Annotated in this window: 19 protein-coding genes; 10 read left to right on the forward strand and 9 right to left on the reverse strand. The window is 61.6% G+C overall.

Annotated features, from left to right (window positions below):
- Positions 1-53: 53 nt before the first annotated feature.
- Positions 54-761: an autoinducer binding domain-containing protein gene (locus D8767_RS04950; protein ID WP_016713453.1), complete on the reverse strand. Its 708-nt coding sequence runs from the start codon at positions 759-761 to the stop codon at positions 54-56.
- 214 nt (positions 762-975) lie between these two features.
- On the opposite strand from D8767_RS04950, the gene D8767_RS04955 reads away from it, so the two are divergent.
- The gene (locus D8767_RS04955; protein ID WP_028699862.1) at positions 976-1,752 is read left to right on the forward strand and encodes a ferredoxin--NADP reductase; all 777 of its coding nucleotides are present in this window, start codon (positions 976-978) and stop codon (positions 1,750-1,752) included.
- 33 nt (positions 1,753-1,785) lie between these two features.
- Here D8767_RS04955 and mscL read toward each other — a convergent pair whose 3' ends face one another.
- On the reverse strand, positions 1,786-2,205 hold the full coding sequence (gene mscL / locus D8767_RS04960; RefSeq protein WP_028699863.1) for a large-conductance mechanosensitive channel protein MscL: 420 nt from the start codon (positions 2,203-2,205) through the stop codon (positions 1,786-1,788).
- Positions 2,206-2,381: 176 nt separating this feature from the next.
- Between mscL and radA the strand changes: the two genes are divergently transcribed.
- A complete protein-coding gene (gene radA, locus D8767_RS04965; protein WP_012274175.1) occupies positions 2,382-3,752 on the forward strand; it encodes a DNA repair protein RadA in 1,371 nt (456 codons plus the stop codon).
- A 95-nt stretch (positions 3,753-3,847) separates the two neighbouring features.
- Here the strand turns inward: radA and D8767_RS04970 are convergent, their stop codons facing one another.
- Both D8767_RS04970 and D8767_RS04975 read right to left on the reverse strand, forming a co-directional pair.
- Positions 3,848-5,365 (reverse strand): nucleobase:cation symporter-2 family protein, encoded by a 1,518-nt coding sequence (locus D8767_RS04970; RefSeq protein ID WP_016713456.1) that lies wholly within the window; start codon positions 5,363-5,365, stop codon positions 3,848-3,850.
- 263 nt (positions 5,366-5,628) lie between these two features.
- Positions 5,629-5,994 (reverse strand): PilZ domain-containing protein, encoded by a 366-nt coding sequence (locus D8767_RS04975; protein WP_016713457.1) that lies wholly within the window; start codon positions 5,992-5,994, stop codon positions 5,629-5,631.
- 177 nt (positions 5,995-6,171) lie between these two features.
- Between D8767_RS04975 and D8767_RS04980 the strand changes: the two genes are divergently transcribed.
- The 3 genes from D8767_RS04980 (at position 6,172) to yjiA (ending at position 9,508) form a co-directional block, all read left to right on the forward strand.
- The gene (locus D8767_RS04980; RefSeq protein ID WP_016713458.1) at positions 6,172-8,238 is read left to right on the forward strand and encodes a carbon starvation CstA family protein; all 2,067 of its coding nucleotides are present in this window, start codon (positions 6,172-6,174) and stop codon (positions 8,236-8,238) included.
- A 17-nt stretch (positions 8,239-8,255) separates the two neighbouring features.
- On the forward strand, positions 8,256-8,453 hold the full coding sequence (locus D8767_RS04985; protein ID WP_016713459.1) for a YbdD/YjiX family protein: 198 nt from the start codon (positions 8,256-8,258) through the stop codon (positions 8,451-8,453).
- 77 nt (positions 8,454-8,530) lie between these two features.
- On the forward strand, positions 8,531-9,508 hold the full coding sequence (gene yjiA, locus D8767_RS04990; RefSeq protein ID WP_122048285.1) for a GTPase: 978 nt from the start codon (positions 8,531-8,533) through the stop codon (positions 9,506-9,508).
- Here yjiA and D8767_RS04995 read toward each other — a convergent pair.
- Complete coding sequence (locus tag D8767_RS04995) at positions 9,468-10,955, reverse strand: methylenetetrahydrofolate reductase C-terminal domain-containing protein (RefSeq protein ID WP_016713461.1); 1,488 nt, start codon at positions 10,953-10,955, stop codon at positions 9,468-9,470. The two genes, yjiA and D8767_RS04995, sit on opposite strands and share 41 nt — an antisense overlap.
- A gap of 208 nt (positions 10,956-11,163) precedes the next feature.
- Here D8767_RS04995 and D8767_RS05000 point away from each other — a divergent pair, with 208 nt between their 5' ends.
- Entirely contained in the window at positions 11,164-11,988 is an 825-nt protein-coding gene (locus tag D8767_RS05000) for a 5-methyltetrahydropteroyltriglutamate--homocysteine methyltransferase (protein ID WP_016713462.1), read from the forward strand.
- 105 nt (positions 11,989-12,093) lie between these two features.
- On the opposite strand, the gene D8767_RS05005 is transcribed toward D8767_RS05000, so the two are convergent.
- On the reverse strand, positions 12,094-13,272 hold the full coding sequence (locus D8767_RS05005) for an acetyl-CoA C-acetyltransferase (protein WP_016713463.1): 1,179 nt from the start codon (positions 13,270-13,272) through the stop codon (positions 12,094-12,096).
- Between the two features lie 175 nt (positions 13,273-13,447).
- On the opposite strand from D8767_RS05005, the gene D8767_RS05010 reads away from it, so the two are divergent.
- The 4 genes from D8767_RS05010 (at position 13,448) to D8767_RS05025 (ending at position 16,720) form a co-directional block, all read left to right on the forward strand.
- Entirely contained in the window at positions 13,448-13,714 is a 267-nt protein-coding gene (locus tag D8767_RS05010) for a PepSY domain-containing protein (protein WP_016713464.1), read from the forward strand.
- Complete coding sequence (locus tag D8767_RS05015; protein WP_016713465.1) at positions 13,711-14,244, forward strand: cytochrome b/b6 domain-containing protein; 534 nt, start codon at positions 13,711-13,713, stop codon at positions 14,242-14,244. The genes D8767_RS05010 and D8767_RS05015 overlap by 4 nt, the downstream gene beginning before the upstream one ends.
- Positions 14,245-14,494: 250 nt before the next feature.
- Positions 14,495-15,706, forward strand: a complete 1,212-nt coding sequence (fabV, locus tag D8767_RS05020; RefSeq protein ID WP_016713467.1) for an enoyl-ACP reductase FabV — start codon at positions 14,495-14,497, stop codon at positions 15,704-15,706.
- Between the two features lie 105 nt (positions 15,707-15,811).
- Positions 15,812-16,720, forward strand: a complete 909-nt coding sequence (locus D8767_RS05025; protein WP_016713468.1) for an alpha/beta fold hydrolase — start codon at positions 15,812-15,814, stop codon at positions 16,718-16,720.
- Positions 16,721-16,766: 46 nt separating this feature from the next.
- On the opposite strand, the gene D8767_RS05030 is transcribed toward D8767_RS05025, so the two are convergent.
- The 3 genes from D8767_RS05030 to folM are packed head-to-tail and all read right to left on the reverse strand — an operon-like array spanning position 16,767 to position 18,099.
- On the reverse strand, positions 16,767-17,108 hold the full coding sequence (locus D8767_RS05030; RefSeq protein WP_016713469.1) for a HopJ type III effector protein: 342 nt from the start codon (positions 17,106-17,108) through the stop codon (positions 16,767-16,769).
- Positions 17,101-17,397 (reverse strand): DUF1244 domain-containing protein, encoded by a 297-nt coding sequence (locus D8767_RS05035; protein WP_012274156.1) that lies wholly within the window; start codon positions 17,395-17,397, stop codon positions 17,101-17,103. Before D8767_RS05035 ends, D8767_RS05030 begins: the two co-directional genes overlap by 8 nt.
- A 9-nt stretch (positions 17,398-17,406) precedes the next feature.
- Complete coding sequence (folM, locus tag D8767_RS05040) at positions 17,407-18,099, reverse strand: dihydromonapterin reductase (RefSeq protein ID WP_028698644.1); 693 nt, start codon at positions 18,097-18,099, stop codon at positions 17,407-17,409.
- Between the last annotated feature and the right edge of the window lie 5 nt (positions 18,100-18,104).

Here is an 18,104-nt window from a genome sequence, read left to right on the forward strand (position 1 = left end):
GCGGTTCGCTCCGGGCTTTGCCAGGCGATTCTACAGGGCTTTGCCCTTGTAGGTCAGATCCAGCCACGCATGGCTGCGATGGCGATGGCACCGGCTTTGTTTGCTGCGTTGGTTTTGGTGATCACGCTGCGGATATGAAAGTTAACCGTGCTTTGCGACAGCGATAGAATGCAGGCCACGTCGGCAGCGGTCTTGCCGGCGGCTGACCATTTCAGCACTTCCAGTTCCCGATCGCTCATTTTGGGTTGGGGGGGGCACAGTGCGTTCAGGTGGTGCTCGCCCAGTACGGCGTGAAGGGTGTGGCACAGCCACTGCACGCTGCCGGCTTTGCCGTAGAGTTCGGTAATGTCGATGTTGCCGGCGGGTCTGGCTACGCTGATCTGGCTCTCGTTGTGCTGTAAGTCGTAGAGCGACTGCGTCCAGCCATGACGCAGGCCATGTTGGCAAGCCTCTTCACGAAACTGAGGGGCTTCGCGGTACAGTTCTTCGGTCCAAAGCACTGGCATCGTCGAGCTGTGGCTCACGTTTGCGGCGGGGTCCTGTTTGTAGAACTCGTCGCGCTGATAGCGCTCGATCCATTCATCCGGATAATTGCTGTAGAGGTAAACCCTGGGTGTCTGCGTGGCGATCTGAATGCGAATGTTCAGCCCAAGGTATTCCATACCCAAGTCCTGAGCCAAGTGCACAGCGATGTCGAACAACTTCCTTGGGCGTCGCTCGCTGACGAACACATGCAGGTGTTCGGGTCTCCAATGAAGCATTTGAAGCTCCTCCTTGGGTGCCAGGATCCAATCCGTTTGAGTACCCGGATGATTGTAGGAAAAGTCCTACCACCTTGTTGGGATTTTTTTGTTATAGCGATCAGGAATTTCTGAGAGTTCGGCACGATCGCCCTTGATGAGGCCCTACAAAGCGGTGGTTTTTATCCGGGCCACTTTAAGCGACACTGTGCACTCGCCAACCCTGGAGCCCGATATGACCGCAAGCGCCGAAAAATTCACCCGCCAGACCCTGCTCGATGTTCAGCCGTTGACGCCGAACCTCTTCAGCCTGCGGGTTACGCGCGATGCGGGGTTCCGCTTCCGTTCCGGCCAGTTTGCCCGCCTGGGCGTGACCAAGGCCGATGGCAGCGTGGTATGGCGCGCCTACTCCATGGTCAGCGCACCGCATGACGAGCACCTCGACTTCTTCTCCATCGTTGTGCCGGGCGGTGAATTCACCAGCGAGCTGAGCCGGTTGGGTGCAGGCGACACCCTGCTGATCGATCGCCAGGCCTTCGGTTTCCTCACCCTCGACCGCTTTGTCGGGGGGCGTGACTTGTGGCTGTTGGCCACGGGCACGGGTATTGCGCCATTCATGTCGATTCTGCAGGACTTCGAGGCCTGGGAACGTTTCGACAGCATTAAGTTGGTGTACTCGGTGCGCGAAGCGAAAGAGCTGGCTTATGTGGATGAAATCGCCGGGCTGGAGCAGCGCGACTACCTGGCCGAGTTTGCTGGCAAGTTGCAGTTCATTCCGGTGGTGACCCGTGAGCAGCACCCGGGTGCGTTGAACCAGCGTATTACCACGCTGATCGAGAATGGCGAGCTGGAGAAGGCCGCAGGGCTGGAGCTGTCACCGGAGCATTCGCGGGTGATGCTGTGTGGCAACCCGGAGATGATCGACGAGACGCGCAAGGTGCTGAAGGCGCGTGACCTGCAACTGAGCCTGAGCAAGCGCCCGGGGCAGGTGGCGGTAGAGAATTACTGGTAATGCCAAGGGGGCTGCCAAGCAGCCCCGGCTATCTCAAGGCAACCGGTTCTGGTTCTGTGTCTTGAGCAAATCGCGAATCTCGGTCAGCAGCGTTTCTTCGGCCGTTGGCACTGGCGGAACAGTCGGTGCCACGGCTTCTTCACGCTTGAGCCGGTTGATTGCCTTCACCCCCATAAAGATGGCAAAGGCCACGATCAGGAAGTCGATCACGGTCTGGATGAACTTGCCATACGCCAGCACCACCGCCGGTATATCACCTTCGGCAGCCTTCAGGGTAATGGCCAGGTCGCTGAAGTCCACACCTCCGATCAACAGGCCCAGTGGCGGCATGACCACGTCTCCGACAAAGGACGAGACGATCTTGCCGAAGGCCGCGCCGATGATGATACCCACCGCCATGTCGACGACATTGCCTTTGACCGCGAAGGCCTTGAACTCACTGATCATGCCCATGTTTGGTTCCTTGTAACAAAAGGTAAGGTTAACGCAGTGTAAGCCACTAAAACGCTTCATGCGTGGTGTTCAGGCCTACTGACTGCAGTTGGAACGAATAGTTTTGTCGCATCCCGAAGCGTTCGAGACACGTTCGGCTCGGCTATCATGGCGGTTTTTTCCAGGAGACCCCACCCATGGCCAAGGCCAAGCGCTTGTATGGCTGCACCGAGTGCGGCGCGACCTTCCCCAAATGGGCAGGCCAGTGTGGCGAATGCGGGGCCTGGAACACCCTGGTCGAAACCATGATCGAGAGCGGCGGCGCGGCGGCGCCCAGCAGCGGCCGCGCCGGCTGGACCGGGCAACAGGCACAGATCAAGACCTTGGCCGAAGTCAGCGTCGAGGAAATCCCGCGCTTTACCACCAGCAGCACTGAACTGGACCGCGTGCTGGGAGGAGGCCTGGTGGATGGCTCGGTGGTGCTTATTGGTGGCGACCCCGGCATCGGCAAGTCGACCATTCTGCTGCAGACGTTATGCAACATCGCCGTAGGCATGCCGGCACTGTATGTGACGGGTGAGGAATCGCAGCAGCAGGTGGCCATGCGCTCACGGCGCCTGGGCTTGCCCCAGGACCAGCTCAAGGTGATGACAGAAACCTGCATCGAGACCATCATCGCCACAGCACGTGTCGAGAAGCCACGGGTGATGGTGATCGACTCGATCCAGACCATCTTCACCGAACAGTTGCAATCAGCGCCCGGTGGCGTGGCCCAGGTGCGTGAAAGTACGGCGCTGCTGGTGCGTTACGCCAAGCAAAGCGGCACGGCCATCTTCTTGGTCGGCCATGTGACCAAGGAAGGCTCGCTGGCCGGCCCGCGGGTACTGGAGCACATGGTCGACACCGTGCTGTATTTCGAGGGTGAGTCCGATGGCCGCCTGCGCTTGCTGCGGGCGGTGAAGAACCGCTTTGGCGCGGTCAACGAACTGGGTGTGTTCGGCATGACCGACCGTGGTCTTAAAGAAGTCTCCAACCCTTCGGCGATTTTCCTCAACCGCACCCAGGAGGAAGTACCGGGCAGCGTGGTCATGGCGACTTGGGAGGGCACCCGGCCGATGCTGGTCGAGGTGCAGGCACTGGTCGACGACAGCCACCTGGCCAACCCTCGGCGGGTGACCCTGGGCCTGGACCAGAACCGTCTGGCCATGTTGTTGGCGGTGTTGCACCGCCACGGCGGGATTCCGACCCACGATCAGGACGTGTTCCTCAACGTGGTGGGCGGGGTGAAGGTGCTGGAGACTGCCTCGGACCTGGCGCTGCTGGCGGCGGTGATGTCCAGCTTGCGCAACCGGCCACTCGCCCATGGGCTGCTGGTGTTTGGCGAGATTGGCTTGTCGGGCGAGGTGCGGCCTGTGCCCAGCGGTCAGGAGCGGTTGAAGGAGGCGGCCAAGCACGGTTTCAAGCGTGCCATCGTGCCCAAGGGCAATGCGCCGAAAGAACCGCCAGCGGGGTTGCAGGTGATTGCCGTGACTCGGCTGGAGCAGGCTCTGGATGCACTGTTCGAGTAATTACTAGCCTGTACCGACCTCTTCGCGGGCACAGGCAAACGAAAAAGGGGCCGACGATGCGCGTCGGCCCCTCCACTTCACCACTCAGTCAGCAGTCAATGCTCGGCAACCGCCGCCCGCCTGACGGTTTCATTGCCATGCTCATCCACCTCCAGCATCGGTACCTCATTGCCTTCAGCGTCGAACAGCTTGCCATCCTTGAAGTAGTCACCATCACGCAACGCAGAAATGTCCGAGTACTGGATGGTGCGCTCGTAGGCCGCAGCGAACACCGACTGGTTTTCCGAGTTGCCGGTGGTGAAGTGGTTGAAGATCAGGTTCAGCAAGATGGCCATGATCGCCGCCGAGCTGATGCCCGAGTGGAAGATGGTCTCGAACCAGTTCGGGAAGTGGTGGTAGAAGGTCGGCGCGGCAATCGGGATCATGCCGAAGCCCAGCGAGGCCGCGACGATGATCAGGTTGACGTTATTCTTGTAGCTGACCTTCGACAGGGTGCGAATACCACTGGCTGCCACGGTGCCGAACAGCACGATGCCCGCGCCGCCCAGTACCGGTGTAGGTACTGCGGCAATCACCCGGCCCATGATCGGCAGCAGGCCGAGCACCACCAGGATCACACCACCGGTAGCTACCACATAGCGGCTCTTGACCCCGGTCACGGCCACCAGGCCAACGTTCTGGGCGAACGCGCTCTGGGTGAACGAGCCGAAGATTGGCGCCAGGATGCTCGATGCCATGTCGGCGCGCAGGCCATTGCCCAGCCGCTTGGAGTCGACCTTGGTATCGATGATCTCACCCACGGCAAGGATGTCGGCCGAGGTTTCCACCAGGGTTACCATGATCACGATGCACATCGACAGGATCGCGGCGATGTGGAATTCCGGCATGCCGAAATGGAACGGCGTAGGGAAGGCAAACATCGGGCCTTCGGTGACCTTGCTGAATTCGGCCATGCCCAGCGCCCAGGCGATCAGCGTGCCGACCACCATGGCCAGCAGGATCGACAGGCGCGAGATGGCCGCGCTGCCCAGCTTGCTCAGCAGCAGCACGATGGCAAAGGTGAGCCCGGCCAGGCCGATGTTGGCAACGCTGCCGAATTCTGGCGAGGCGCTGTTGCCCCCCATTACCCAGCGTGCGGCCACCGGCATCAGGGTCAGGCCGATGGTGGTGATGACGATACCGGTCACCAGTGGCGGGAAGAACTTGGTGATGCGCGAGAACACCGGCGTGATCAGAAAGCCGATCAGCGATGCAGCCATGACCGCGCCAAGCACGCCCGGCAAGCCACCGCCACCCTCGCTGCTGAGGATCGCGCCCATGGTCGCCACACCGGCGAACGACACGCCCTGCACCAGCGGCAACTGGCAGCCGAAAAACGGCAGCCCCAAGGTCTGTAGCAGGGTGGCCAGGCCACCGGCAAACAGCGAGGCCGCGATCAGCATGCCGATTTCGGCACCGTTCAGGCCAGCGGCCTGCCCCAGGATCAGGGGTACCGCGACGATCCCCCCGTACATGGTCAACACATGCTGCAGACCATAGGCCAGGTTGGCACCAAGCCCGAGGTTTTCATCCTCGGGGCGCTTGGTGGGAGACGTGCTAGGGGACGTAGTCATGGAGCAGGCTCTCTGTTTATTGTTGTGTCGCTACTGTAGACATTTCCTACAAATGATTGCCACAAGAATTGTATACAATATTTTGATCGGAGCGCGTACACGAGCGACCGCAGGGTGTACGAAAACCCAATGCAGAAGGCGTACCAACTCATTGAAAGCGGTGCTAGAGGGGTGTGTACAAAGTTCTGCTACCCAGGCTTAAAGCTGTCTGAGTAGACAGGAAACATCAGGTGGGAAAGCTATTAGCTAGCTAAGAGATTTCATTATTCGATGAGTTCGCGCAGCTCACGCATCATTTCGGTGCTGTCAGCCACGTTCAATTCCACAAGACGGTGCAAATGGGTCATCGAATCGACGTCGATGTAGAGGCAGATGAAGCCCAGGCGATCGGGTTCTTCGTGGCGCAGCTCGACCTGCATCTGCACCTCGGTCACTTCATCGTTGAGCAGGATGTGCGCTTCGAAGTCCTGGGTCAGGTCGGCATCCCACGGTTGCGGGCATTCGACCAGCAGCCCTTTGAGGGACAGGTCGAGCAGTTTCACCTCCCAGCAGCGTTCGCCCTGGCACAGCCGGGTAGGGGCGTCGAACTGGATACGCTGGAAGCGGCGGCGTTCGTCGTGATCGCTCATGGCATGGGTCCTCGGGTAGGTCCTAAGGTGACATCCTGACTATTGTTAGCGTGGTATGTGCATCAGGTACCGCAATCTGGCCGCAGAGGCTCTAGACCAAAGCAAGTGTGGCAATGCGCGATGACAGGCCCTAGACTCGGTGGGCGGTCTTTCCAATCCACCAGCTGGAAGCAAACCATGAACAACAATAATAGCCTGCTACGCCACATTCCGTGGCTGGCGCTGGCAGTCATAGGGGCCTGCGCGCTGGGTGTGGTTGCCCTGCGTCGCGGTGAGGCAATCAACGCCTTGTGGATCGTGGTCGCGGCAGTGGCCATCTACCTGGTTGCCTACCGTTACTACAGCCTGTTCATCGCCACTAAGGTGATGCAACTCGACCCGCGGCGGGCCACGCCGGCGGTGCTCAACAACGACGGCCTGGACTACGTCCCGACCAACAAACACATTCTGTTCGGTCACCACTTCGCCGCCATCGCTGGCGCAGGCCCCCTGGTCGGCCCGGTGCTTGCCGCGCAAATGGGCTACTTGCCCGGCACGCTGTGGCTGATTGCCGGTGTGGTGCTGGCCGGTGCGGTGCAGGACTTCATGGTCCTGTTCCTGTCTACCCGCCGCAACGGCCGCTCGCTGGGCGACATGGTGCGCGAGGAGATGGGCCGCATTCCGGGCACCATTGCCCTGTTTGGCTGCTTCCTGATCATGATCATCATCCTGGCGGTGCTGGCGCTGATCGTGGTCAAGGCCCTGGCCGAAAGCCCGTGGGGCATGTTCACGGTGATGGCCACCATCCCGATCGCGATGTTCATGGGCATCTACATGCGCTACATCCGCCCGGGCCGCATCGGCGAAATCTCGGTGGTCGGTGTGGTATTGCTGCTGGCCTCGATCTGGCTGGGCGGTGTAATCGCTGCGGACCCGGTGTGGGGCCCGGCCTTCACCTTCACCGGCGTGCAGATCACCTGGATGCTGGTGGGCTACGGCTTCGTTGCCGCCGTGCTGCCGGTATGGCTGGTGCTGGCGCCGCGTGACTACCTGTCCACCTTCCTCAAGATCGGCACTATCGTTGGCCTGGCCATCGGTATCCTGATCATCGCGCCCGAGCTGAAAATGCCGGCGCTGACCCAGTTCACCGACGGCACCGGCCCGGTGTGGAAGGGCACCCTGTTCCCGTTCCTGTTCATCACCATCGCCTGCGGTGCGGTGTCCGGCTTCCATGCGCTGATCTCCTCGGGAACAACGCCCAAGCTGCTGGACAACGAAACCAACGCCCGCTACATCGGCTACGGCGGTATGCTGATGGAGTCGTTCGTCGCCATCATGGCCATGGTCGCCGCTTCGGTGATCGAGCCGGGTGTGTACTTCGCCATGAACAGCCCGGCCGCCGTGGTCGGTGCAGACGTGGCATCGGTGGCGCAGACGGTCAGCAGCTGGGGCTTCCTGATTACGCCTGAGCAGCTTGAAGCCGTCGCCCGTGACATCGGCGAGCACACCATCCTGGCCCGTGCCGGCGGTGCGCCTACCCTGGCGGTCGGTATCGCGCAGATCTTGCACCAGGTGTTGCCGGGTGAGAACACCATGGCCTTCTGGTACCACTTCGCGATCCTGTTCGAGGCGCTGTTCATCCTCACCGCGGTGGACGCCGGTACCCGTGCCGGTCGCTTCATGCTGCAAGACCTGCTGGGCAGCTTCGTGCCGGCCCTCAAACGCACCGAATCGTGGGGGGCCAACCTGCTCGCTACCGCAGGTTGCGTGGCACTCTGGGGCTATCTGCTGTACCAAGGTGTGATCGACCCGCTGGGCGGCATCAACACCCTGTGGCCGCTGTTCGGCATCTCCAACCAGATGCTGGCCGGTATCGCCCTGATGCTCGGTACCGTGGTGCTGATCAAGATGAAGCGTCAGCGCTACATCTGGGTCACCCTGGTGCCGGCGGTCTGGCTGCTGATCTGCACCACGGCTGCAGGCCTGATCAAGCTGTTCGACCCGAACCCGGCAGTTGGCTTCCTGGCCCTGGCCAAGAAATACAGCACCGCGCTGGACGCCGGCCAGGTACTGGCCCCGGCCAAGGACATCGGGCAGATGCAGCATGTGATCTTCAACGCCTACACCAACGCGGGCCTGACGATTCTGTTCCTGCTGGTGGTGTTCAGCATCCTGTTCTTCGCCATCAAGGTTGGCTATGCCGCCCTGGGCCGCAAGGAGCGTACCGACAAGGAAACCCCGTTCCAGGCACTGCCTGACGCGTAATCGAGAGGAATGCAGTCATGTTCAACGACCTGGGTCGACTGGGTAAATACCTGGGGCAGGCAGCCCGCCTGATGGTCGGCATGCCCGACTACGACAACTATGTCGAGCACATGCAGAAGACGCACCCGGACAAGCCGGTGATGACGTACGAGGAATTTTTCCGCGAACGTCAGGAAGCGCGTTACGGTGGCAAGTCCGGGCCCAAGTGCTGTTGAGCCTGCGACACGTGTGAACCTGTGGGAGCCTGGGTAACCGGCTCCCACAGTCATTTCAGATTCAGGAGATTTACTGCGTGCAGACGCCTATTCCCGTAACCGTGCTCACTGGCTTCCTCGGTGCCGGCAAGACCACCTTGCTCAAGCACATGCTCAAGGCCGAGCACGGCCTGAAACTCGCCGTGATCGAAAACGAGTTCAGCGAGGCTGGCATTGACAGCCAACTGCTGGGCGACGAACCGGTGCAGGTGATGACCCTGGCCAACGGCTGCGTATGCTGCAGCATCCACGGCGACCTCACGCGCGCGCTGTACCTGCTGCTTGAACGCCTGGACGCAGGCGAAATCGCCTTCGACCGCCTGGTAATCGAATGCACAGGCCTGGCCGATCCGGCGCCGGTGGCGCAAACCTTTTTCATCGACGAGGAACTGCGTGAGCGCTACATCCTCGACGGCATCATCACCCTGGTAGACGCGGCTCATGCGGAACTGCACCTGACCCAAACCATTGCCCAGGCCCAGGTCGGCTTTGCCGATCGCTTGCTGTTGAGCAAGACCGACCTGGTCGGGGCGGCTGCGGTAGAAGCCCTGCGCGAACGCCTGGCCCGCATCAATGGTCGTGCCGCAATCCGAGTGGTCGAACACGGTCGCATCGACCTGGCTGAGCTACTGGATGTGCGTGGATTCAACCTCAACCCCGACCTGGGTGCGAACCTGAAACCCACCCTGCGCCCGGTGCTCAAGCCTGCTATATCGGACCGTATCTCCACGCTGGTGCTGCGCACGGAAACCGCGCTGGATATCGACCGCCTCAGCGACTTCATGAACGAACTGCTGGAAACCCACGGCAAGCAGCTGTTGCGCTACAAAGGCGTGCTGAACATTGCCGGCGAGGACCGCAAGCTGGTGTTCCAGGGCGTGCTCAAGCTCTACGGCTTTGACTGGGACGCCGAGTGGGCCGAAGGCGAGGCTCGTGAGAGCGTGATGGTGTTCATCGCCGATGAATTGCCCGAGGCTACGATTCGGGCTGGCTTCGAGGCGTTGGCTGCGGGCTGAGCCGGCGCGGCGTTTGCGCCGCGAACCACTGCGGCCATGAGCTGCGGTGGCGGGTTTCGACTTCGATGCAGGGGATCAGGCGCTCTGTGAGCACTGCAGTTTGCCGCACGGCTTTGGCCGTGCGGTACTTGATGCTGTGTATGCATTCACGGTCGCCGAACTCGCAGCGGTTCAGTGCGGTACCGCCGCAGGGGCCGTTGGCCAGGCCCTTGGGGCATGTTTCCGGGCAGATGTACAACGTGTCTTCCAGGCGGCAGCGGCCACAGGTGTCGCAGCCCACCAATGGCCGTTTCACTGCGCGCTCCACCTTGTGCAACACCTGTGCGCCAACGGGCGTGGACCACAGCCGCTGGCGCACCGCCCAGCCAAATGCCTTGCTCAGGCTATTGCGACGGCTGAACAGCAATGAATGCATGCCGTGCATCAGGTGATAGCGCGCTTTTTCTTTGAGCGAAGCATCGACCCTTGACTCGCCCTGGCGCCAACCCGCCTGCGGCGGATGGAAGGTGACTGCCGGCAGGCCGGGCATCTGCCAGCTGGCGCGCCACGCCGGCGCCCATTGATCCAGGGTGTGGATCCGGGCTTGCCAGTGTTCGATGCGGGCCTCAAGGGCCAGCAGTTGTTTGAGTTCGTGAACCCCTGACAGGTGTACGCCGGCGTAACCCATCAGCTTCACGCCGATGATCTGCAAGGCCAGGCGGTCAACGCTGCGTGCCTGGGCAAAGGCCTTGGACTGCACGGTCTCCGCTTCGAGCATGTCGCGCATGGACGGTGTGACGGTAACACCAGCCACGTGGTCGAGCATCGCAGCGCGCCCGTGGGTAAGGCTCATCAGGCACGCCAGCATGGGCTTGGGCGTGGCCTGGCGGCGCATCCAGTGCATGGCTTCCTGGTGTTTATCCCCATCGAACCCCAGTTGCAGGGTGAGGAAGTCGGCGCCTGCGGCCAGCTTTTTCTCGGCCTTGAAATACTGGGCGCCGCCTTCTTCCTCGTGGTACTTGAACGGGTTCAGTGCAGCGCCCAGCAGCCAGTGTGGGCAAGCCTGGCGAGCGATTTGCAGGGCGGCGACCGACTCCAGATAACGCACCGGGCGCTGGCCAGGCTCGTGGCCGGGCAGGCGGTCGCCGGTCAGCAGTAACAGCTGGTCGAGGCCGTCGGCGTCCATGCGTTGCAACTGGGCGAGCAGGTGGTGGCGTTCGCGGTCCTTGCCGGAAAAGTGCGGCAGGGCAGGCACCGGGTTGCTGAACGAGGCGAGGGCGTCCAGCGGCGACATGTCCAGCGGGCTGCCAACACGGTCGCCGATGGCCACGGTCATCGGCCAGCCACACAGGTGCGCACGGGCCATGATCGCTTCCATGGCGGCGAAGCGTTCTGCGGAAGGCTTGGGGACGAATTCCATCACGCAGACGAAATTCTGTTCGCGCAGCGCGGTTTTCAGCAGGCTCATGTGGCCGGGTACCTGGTGTGGTCAGGGTGCCATTGTGCGGCACAAGGCGGACCGGGTCATGTCCGGATGCGCAGGATGGTGCTCTGATTGAGACATGAACATGATCATGAAGAAATCTTGAGTTCATCTCAAATTTAATGAGTTTGTCTCAACGGTCCGAGAACCGGAAAATCCCCTCAATCATTTATGCATGCTGAAGGGACAAGACATGGCACTGGCACACAACCTGGGCTTTCCACACACCGGCTGCGACCATGAGCTGTGGCAGGTGCAGAAAGACGCCGGCATTGAACTGCTGCCAGTCGGCGACATTGCCTGGTACGGCCAGGTGTTGGCCGGTGACCACCAGCAGTTTGCCCCGAACTGGGAACAGCTTTTCGAGGCAGTAGCCCAAGCCACAGCCCTTGGCCATGCGGTCAAGCCGGTGTTGCTGGGCCCGTTGAGCTACCTGTGGCAGGCCAAAGCCAAGGCCGGTGATGTCGACAAGCTGGAGCTGCTCGACAGCCTGCTGCCACTGTATGACCAAGCTCTCAACCGCCTGGCTGCCCTGGGCGTTGAATGGGTGCAGATCGACGAACCGATCCTCGCCCTTGAGTTGCCGCAAGATTGGAAAAACGCCTACGAGCGCGGCTACAACATTCTTCAGCGCGCACCTTTGAAGAAGTTGATCGCCACTTACGCGGGTGGCCTTGAAGGCAACCTTGGCCTGGCCGCGAACCTGCCGGTCGATGGCTTGCACATCGACCTGGTGCAGGCGCCCGACCAGTACACCGCCATGCTCGACCGCCTTCCGGCCTACAAGGTGCTGTCGCTGGGCCTGGTCGACGGCCGCAATGCTTCGCCGTGCGACCTGGAAAAGACCTTGGACCTGCTGCGCGATGCCCACGAGCGTCTGGGTGAGCGGCTGTGGGTGGCGCCATCTTGCGCGTTGCTGCACAGCCCAGTGGACCTGGCTGTGCAGAAGTGCCAGGAAGTGGCTGTACTGGTCAGGGCCCTGAATAACGCGCTGAAACAGGTCGCTATCGCCGCTTGATCCTCAATCCCCCTAGAATGTACTCCGATTCAAATCGACAGGGAGTGATGCGATGAGAGTTCTGGTGGTCGGCGCCAGCAAGGGCCTGTTCAACTCAGGCTGTGATCAACGTTCGATCGCCAGCGCCACCCCTTGCCCACCGCCAATGCACAAGGTGGCCAGGCCTTTCTTCGCATCCCGCTTGATCATCTCGTGCAACAGGGTCACCAGCACCCGGCAGCCGGATGCACCAATCGGGTGGCCCAACGCAATCGCCCCGCCATTCACGTTGACCCGTGCCGCATCCCATTCCAGTGCCTTGCCCACCGCCAGCGCCTGTGCGGCAAACGCTTCGTTGGCTTCGATCAGGTCCAGTTCGGCCAACTGCCAGCCGGCCTTTTCCAGGCAACGTTGGGTCGCGGAAACCGGCCCGATACCCATGATTGCAGGGTCTACGCCGGCACTGGCATAGGCTGCGATCTTCGCCAGTACCGGCAGCCCAAGGGCCTTGGCCTTGGCGGCGCTCATCAGCAGCACGGCGGCTGCCCCGTCATTCAGGCTGGAGGCGTTGCCCGCAGTGACGCTGCCGTCTTTCTTGAACGCAGGGCGCAGTTTGGCCAGGGATTCAGCGGTGGTGTCCGGGCGTGGCTGTTCGTCGCGCGCAAACACTTTGGGCTCACCCTTTTTCTGCGGCATCACAATCGGCGTGATTTCGTCATCGAAACGCCCGGCCTCGATAGCCGTCACCGCCTTGCGCTGCGATTCTGCGGCAAAGGCGTCCTGCTGCTCTCGGCTCAGGCTGTACGTGTCCACAAGGTTCTCGGCGGTGATCCCCATGTGGTAGTCGTTGAAGGCATCCCACAAGCCGTCGGTGATCATGCTGTCGATCAGCTGGCCATGGCCCATGCGCTGGCCGGTACGTGCCGAAGGCATCACGTAAGGGGCAAGGCTCATGTTTTCCTGGCCGCCGGCAATCACCACCTCGGCGTCACCGCAGCGAATGGCCTGGGCCGCCAGGTGCAGGGCCTTGAGGCCCGAGCCGCAGACCTTGTTCAGGGTCAGTGCCGGAACACTGTAGGGCAGGCCGGCCTTGATCGCGGCCTGGCGCGCCGGGTTCTGCCCGGCACCTGCGGTGAGTACCTGGCCAAGGATCACTTCGTCGACCTGCGCCGGGTCCAGCCCGGTCTGTTCCAGCAGGCGCTTGATCACGGCGGCACCGAGGTCGACCGCAGGCACCGTAGCCAGGGCGCCCTGGAAGCTGCCGATGGCGGTACGGGTTGCGGCGACAATGACCACGTCGTTCATGTTGTTGTTCTCCGTGCGATGGGCGTAATGCCCAAGCATCGGTGGCTTTGGCTTATTTGTTAAGTTTGTTTTTCTTTCTGATTGATGTGAAAAGCAAATCAATGAGCACCAGGCGCGCTATCCAACTAAGCTGTTTCCCGTGCTGTTTTCACCCAACTGAATGGAGCTCATTCCCATGCGCATCCTGATAGCCCTGTTTATCCTGATCGGCAGCAGCACAGCATTCGCCGCCACCCAATGCACCACCGCTGACAAAAGCACCTGGCAAGACCAGGAAAAATTCCAGGCGCAGCTCAAGGAACAGGGCTACAAGATCAACAAGTTCAAGGTGACCGAGGGCAACTGCTACGAGATCTACGGTTTCGACAAGGACGGCCGCAAGGTCGAGATCTACCATGACCCGGTGACCGGCAAGGCGGTCAAGTCCGAGTACCACGATTGAACAGCAACGGCACGGTGCAGCTGTGGGACCCGCTCCTGCGGCTGTGCCATCTCTCGATCGCCGGTGTGTTCTTCGCTGATTACTTTTTCAACGAAGAAGGTGACGACTGGCACCAGTGGCTGGGCTACTACGCATTGGCCTGCGTGGTGTTGCGCCTGGTGTGGGGCTTTGTCGGGCCACGTAGCGCGCGCTGGGCTGACTTCTGGCCAACCCCGTCGCGTCTGGCGGGGCATGCCCGCAAGCTGCTGCGGGGGGAGCCTTGTCATCGCCTTGGGCATTCGCCGATTGGCGCCTTGGTGATGTTGCTGATGCTGACCGGCATTGTCGGCCTGGTCCTGACCGGATGGGCGTCGCAGGAGGTGGATGCCTTGTGGGGCGAGGACTGGCCGACTGATCTGCACAGCGGGTTGGCCGATGCTGTGCTGCTGCTGGTTTGCGTGCATGTGCTGGCGGCCGTTTACGAGAGCGTGCGCCTGCGGGAAAACCTGCCTTGGTCGATGATTACCGGGCGCCGTCGGCGCCGCGATTGAGTATGCCTGTGCCGGCCTCTTCGCGGCTAAAGCCGCTCCCACAGGAATTGCACAGACCTTGTGGGCAGCGCGGTCTCTGTGGGAGCGGATTTACCCTCGAAGAGGCCGGGATAGAAGAACCCCGGTTTTGCATCCCCATGATCACCCCGTAATATGTGTCGGATAACCTGCGGGGGTAGTCTCACCCTCTGATCAATCGGAATCGCCTCAAACGGCGCTTCCCCGGCATAAACCTGACGAGGTACAGACATTGGCCATCATTCATCCTAAGGTTCGCGGTTTCATCTGCACCACGACTCACCCGAAGGGCTGCGAGCTCAACGTCCGTGACCAGATCGAAGCCACCCGCAAGTTGGGCGTGCGCGAGGATGGCCCGAAGAAGGTCCTGGTCATCGGTGCTTCCAGCGGCTATGGCCTGGCGGCCCGCATTACCGCAGCGTTCGGCTTCAAGGCCGACACCCTGGGCGTGTTCTTCGAAAAACCAGGCACCGAAACCAAGGCCGGCACTGCTGGTTGGTACAACGCCGCCGCCTTCGACAAGTTTGCCAAGGCCGAGGGCCTGTACAGCAAGTCGATCAACGGTGACGCCTTCTCTGACGAGGCCCGTGCCAAAGTCATCGAACTGATCAAGAACGAAATGGGTGGCAAGGTTGACCTGGTCATCTACTCGCTGGCTTCGCCTGTGCGCAAGCTGCCGCAGACCGGTGAACTGGTGCGTTCGGCACTGAAGCCAATTGGCCAGCCGTACAAGTCGACCGCCATCGACACTAACAAGGACACTATCATCGAGGCCAGCATCGAGCCGGCCACCGAGCAGGAAATCGCCGACACCGTCACCGTCATGGGCGGCCAGGACTGGCAGCTGTGGATCGACGCCCTGGCGGGCGCCGACGTGCTGGCCGAAGGTGCTCGTACCGTAGCCTTCAGCTACATCGGCAGTGACATTACCTGGCCGATCTACTGGCACGGGGCGCTGGGCCAGGCCAAGCAGGACCTGGACGAAACCGCCCTGCGCCTGGACCAGAAACTGGCCGGTGAACTCAAGGGGGGCGCCAACGTGGCGGTGCTGAAGTCGGTGGTCACCCAGGCCAGCTCGGCCATCCCGGTGATGCCGCTGTACCTGTCGATGGTCTTCAAGATCATGCAGGAGAAGGGCGTTCACGAAGGCACCCAGGACCAGCTGGACCGCATGTACCGCGACCGCATGTACCGTGCCGACGGTGCGCCGGCCGAAGTCGACGAGAAGGGCCGCCTGCGTCTGGACGACTGGGAACTGCGTGACGACGTGCAGAGCGCCTGCAAGGCCCTGTGGCCACAGGTGACCACCGAGAACCTGTTCGAGCTGACCGACTATGCCGGTTACAAGAAGCAGTTCCTCAACCTGTTCGGCTTCGAGCGTGCTGACGTCAACTACGACGAAGACGTGGCTACCGATGTGAAGTTCGACTGCGTCGAGCTGTAATCGGCGATAGCCTGTACCGGGCTGTTCGTGGGTTCACCTGCGAACGGGCCGGTACAGGCTATAAAATCTTTGCTAGTTTTGGCGCACAACAACAGGGAATGCGCCATGAGCAGCCTCACCCAACCCGCCACAGCCTTTCGCCACCCCGCAGCCGACGGTTACAGCCTCGGCGGTTTCTGCTGGCGCCACGCCCAACCAGACCCCCAGCGCCCGCTGGTGATCATCAACGCTGCCACTTCGGTACGCTGCCGCTATTACTCACGTTTTGCCGACTTCCTGTTTGCCCAGGGCTGCGATGTGCTGACCTACGATTACCGGGGCATCGGCGAATCCCGCCCAGCTTCGTTGCGCGGTTTTCAGGCTTCATGGAGCGACTGGGGCAGGCTCGATTTCGAAGCCATGCTAACGCATGCTGCCGCGCATTTCCCTGGCCAGCCGGTGGATGTGGTAGGGCACAGTTTCGGCGGCTGCGCAGTGGGCCTGGCGCCATCTGCCAGCCGGGTGCGCCGGGTGGTGATGGTGGGCGCGCAGTTCGCCTATTGGCCCGATTATGCGGCTGAGCAGCGCTGGCAGCTGTTTGGAAAATGGCATGTGGTTATGCCGCTGTTGACTCGGGTATTCGGTTACTTCCCCGGCAAGCGACTGGGTTGGCTGGAGGATACGCCATCTGGCGTGGTGCACGACTGGACCACACGAACCCCGCGTTATGAACACCGGCCCAGCGGCCGTGAACTGAAAACGCTACCGTTCGCCCAGGTGCGGGCGGCAACCCTGGCCATCAGCATGACCGATGACCCCTTTGGCACCGTCGCGGCCACCGAGCGTTTGCTGAGTTATATACAGGGTGCCCGGCACCTGCGCATCGCGCCTGTGGATATCTCGGTCGAGGAAATTGGCCACTTCGCGTTCTTCCATGACCGCTTTCGCGAAAGCCTGTGGCCGGTGGCCTTGCAGTGGTTGCAGCAGGGCCGTTTGGCAGCGGAGGTCCCGGGCAGGTTTCACGGTCCCCTGTAGGAGCGGCCTTGCGCCGCGAAAGGGCCGCAAAGCGGCCCCGGCTATCTCAAGCCTTGCGCGAAAGCGGCTGCCCGGCAAACTTCACCCCGGCCAGCCCATGCTGGATCAGCGCCCGGATATTGCCATGGTCGCTACCCTCAGGCGTGGCAACCACATCCCGGTAGTGCTCGCCAAAGGCCAGCAGCGCTTCCTGGTCGCTCAGCCCTTCCAGCAGTGCCAGGCCCAAAGTCTTGCACGAACCTTCGTTCTGCCCAGCGGCATTTTCCACGCCACCATTGTTGAAGGCCTGAGGCTGGTAGCTGTAGTGGTCGGCAATGAACGCCAGGGTATCGGCAAATACATGCTGGCCGCTGGCCAGGCTGGCGCGCAGGGTGTTCAGATCAGTCACGAGGTTTTCCTTTTTCGAACGCCGCTTGTTGTTCGGCGCTGGCTTCTTTCTGGTGTTGGGCTTTCCACTCGGCGTAGGGCATGCCGTACACCGCTTCGCGGGCGTCATCCAGGCTCAAGTCGAGCTGGCGCTCGTCCGCTGCGGCCTTGTACCACTTGGACAGGCAGTTGCGGCAGAAACCGGACAGGTTCATCAGGTCGATGTTCTGCACGTCGGTGCGCTTTTGCAGGTGTTCGACCAAGCGCCGGAACGCGGCGGCTTCGAGTTCGAGCTGTTGCTGTGGGGTCATGGGCTTATCTCAAGTCATGCGGTTTTTCAGGTGGCGGCCACCGTTGATGACCACCTGGCTGCCGGTACTGTACTGGCTGGCGAGCAGGTACTTGACGGTCTCGATCAGCGGGCCGGCGCCGGGTTCGAATTCCAGCAAGGCCTTTTTCAGGGTTTGCTGGCGGTAGGCTTCATCGCCCCCTTCCTTGAGGATCAGCAGCCCGGGCAGGATACCGTTCACATGCACCTTGGGCGCGTATTTTTCGGCGAACGACAGCACCATGTTCTGCAGCGCGGCCTTGGTGGCGGCATAGCCGATGTGGCTCTTGCTGCCGCGTGAGGACGTTTCGTCGCAGATGTGGATGATGTCGGCCTTGTCCACCTTGGCCAGCAGGTCGCCCAGGGCCAGGTTGAGGTGGTAGGGCGCTTCGACGTGCAGGCGGAACATGGTTTCGAGGTTGTCGAGCCCGTCATCCAGCCACAGCGAGGCATTGTGGATGATGGCCCGCAGGCCGTCGTAATGGCTGTGCAGGTGATCGATCAGGGCCTGGCGGTCGGCCGCCTGGCACAGGTCGGCCTGGAACTGCACAATGTTCGGGTGGGCCGTCTGTGGCTGGACACTGCGGCTGGCACTGACCACCGTATGGCCGGCCTGTGCCAGTTCAAGGGCCAAGGCCAGCCCGACGCGCTGGCTGGCTCCGGTAACGAGAATGGGGCTGTTCATGTTCG

This window comes from Pseudomonas sp. LTGT-11-2Z, from assembly GCF_003691445.1.
In the GTDB taxonomy this organism is placed as follows: Bacteria; Pseudomonadota; Gammaproteobacteria; order Pseudomonadales; family Pseudomonadaceae; genus Aquipseudomonas; species Aquipseudomonas monteilii.

Excerpts from the sequence above, each read along its gene's own strand:
- D8767_RS05010 (WP_016713464.1), top strand. The coding sequence starts at position 13,448 with ATGCGCATCCTGATAGCCCTGTTTATCCTGATCGGCAGCAGCACAGCA.
- D8767_RS04980 (WP_016713458.1), top strand. The coding sequence starts at position 6,172 with ATGAACAACAATAATAGCCTGCTACGCCACATTCCGTGGCTGGCGCTG.
- folM (WP_028698644.1), bottom strand. The coding sequence starts at position 18,099 with ATGAACAGCCCCATTCTCGTTACCGGAGCCAGCCAGCGCGTCGGGCTG.
- D8767_RS05025 (WP_016713468.1), top strand. The coding sequence starts at position 15,812 with ATGAGCAGCCTCACCCAACCCGCCACAGCCTTTCGCCACCCCGCAGCC.
- D8767_RS04970 (WP_016713456.1), bottom strand. The coding sequence starts at position 5,365 with ATGACTACGTCCCCTAGCACGTCTCCCACCAAGCGCCCCGAGGATGAA.
- D8767_RS05035 (WP_012274156.1), bottom strand. The coding sequence starts at position 17,397 with ATGACCCCACAGCAACAGCTCGAACTCGAAGCCGCCGCGTTCCGGCGC.
- mscL (WP_028699863.1), bottom strand. The coding sequence starts at position 2,205 with ATGGGCATGATCAGTGAGTTCAAGGCCTTCGCGGTCAAAGGCAATGTC.
- D8767_RS04975 (WP_016713457.1), bottom strand. The coding sequence starts at position 5,994 with ATGAGCGATCACGACGAACGCCGCCGCTTCCAGCGTATCCAGTTCGAC.
- D8767_RS04955 (WP_028699862.1), top strand. The coding sequence starts at position 976 with ATGACCGCAAGCGCCGAAAAATTCACCCGCCAGACCCTGCTCGATGTT.
- D8767_RS04950 (WP_016713453.1), bottom strand. The coding sequence starts at position 761 with ATGCTTCATTGGAGACCCGAACACCTGCATGTGTTCGTCAGCGAGCGA.
- D8767_RS05005 (WP_016713463.1), bottom strand. The coding sequence starts at position 13,272 with ATGAACGACGTGGTCATTGTCGCCGCAACCCGTACCGCCATCGGCAGC.
- D8767_RS04995 (WP_016713461.1), bottom strand. The coding sequence starts at position 10,955 with ATGAGCCTGCTGAAAACCGCGCTGCGCGAACAGAATTTCGTCTGCGTG.
- radA (WP_012274175.1), top strand. The coding sequence starts at position 2,382 with ATGGCCAAGGCCAAGCGCTTGTATGGCTGCACCGAGTGCGGCGCGACC.
- D8767_RS05000 (WP_016713462.1), top strand. The coding sequence starts at position 11,164 with ATGGCACTGGCACACAACCTGGGCTTTCCACACACCGGCTGCGACCAT.
- D8767_RS04985 (WP_016713459.1), top strand. The coding sequence starts at position 8,256 with ATGTTCAACGACCTGGGTCGACTGGGTAAATACCTGGGGCAGGCAGCC.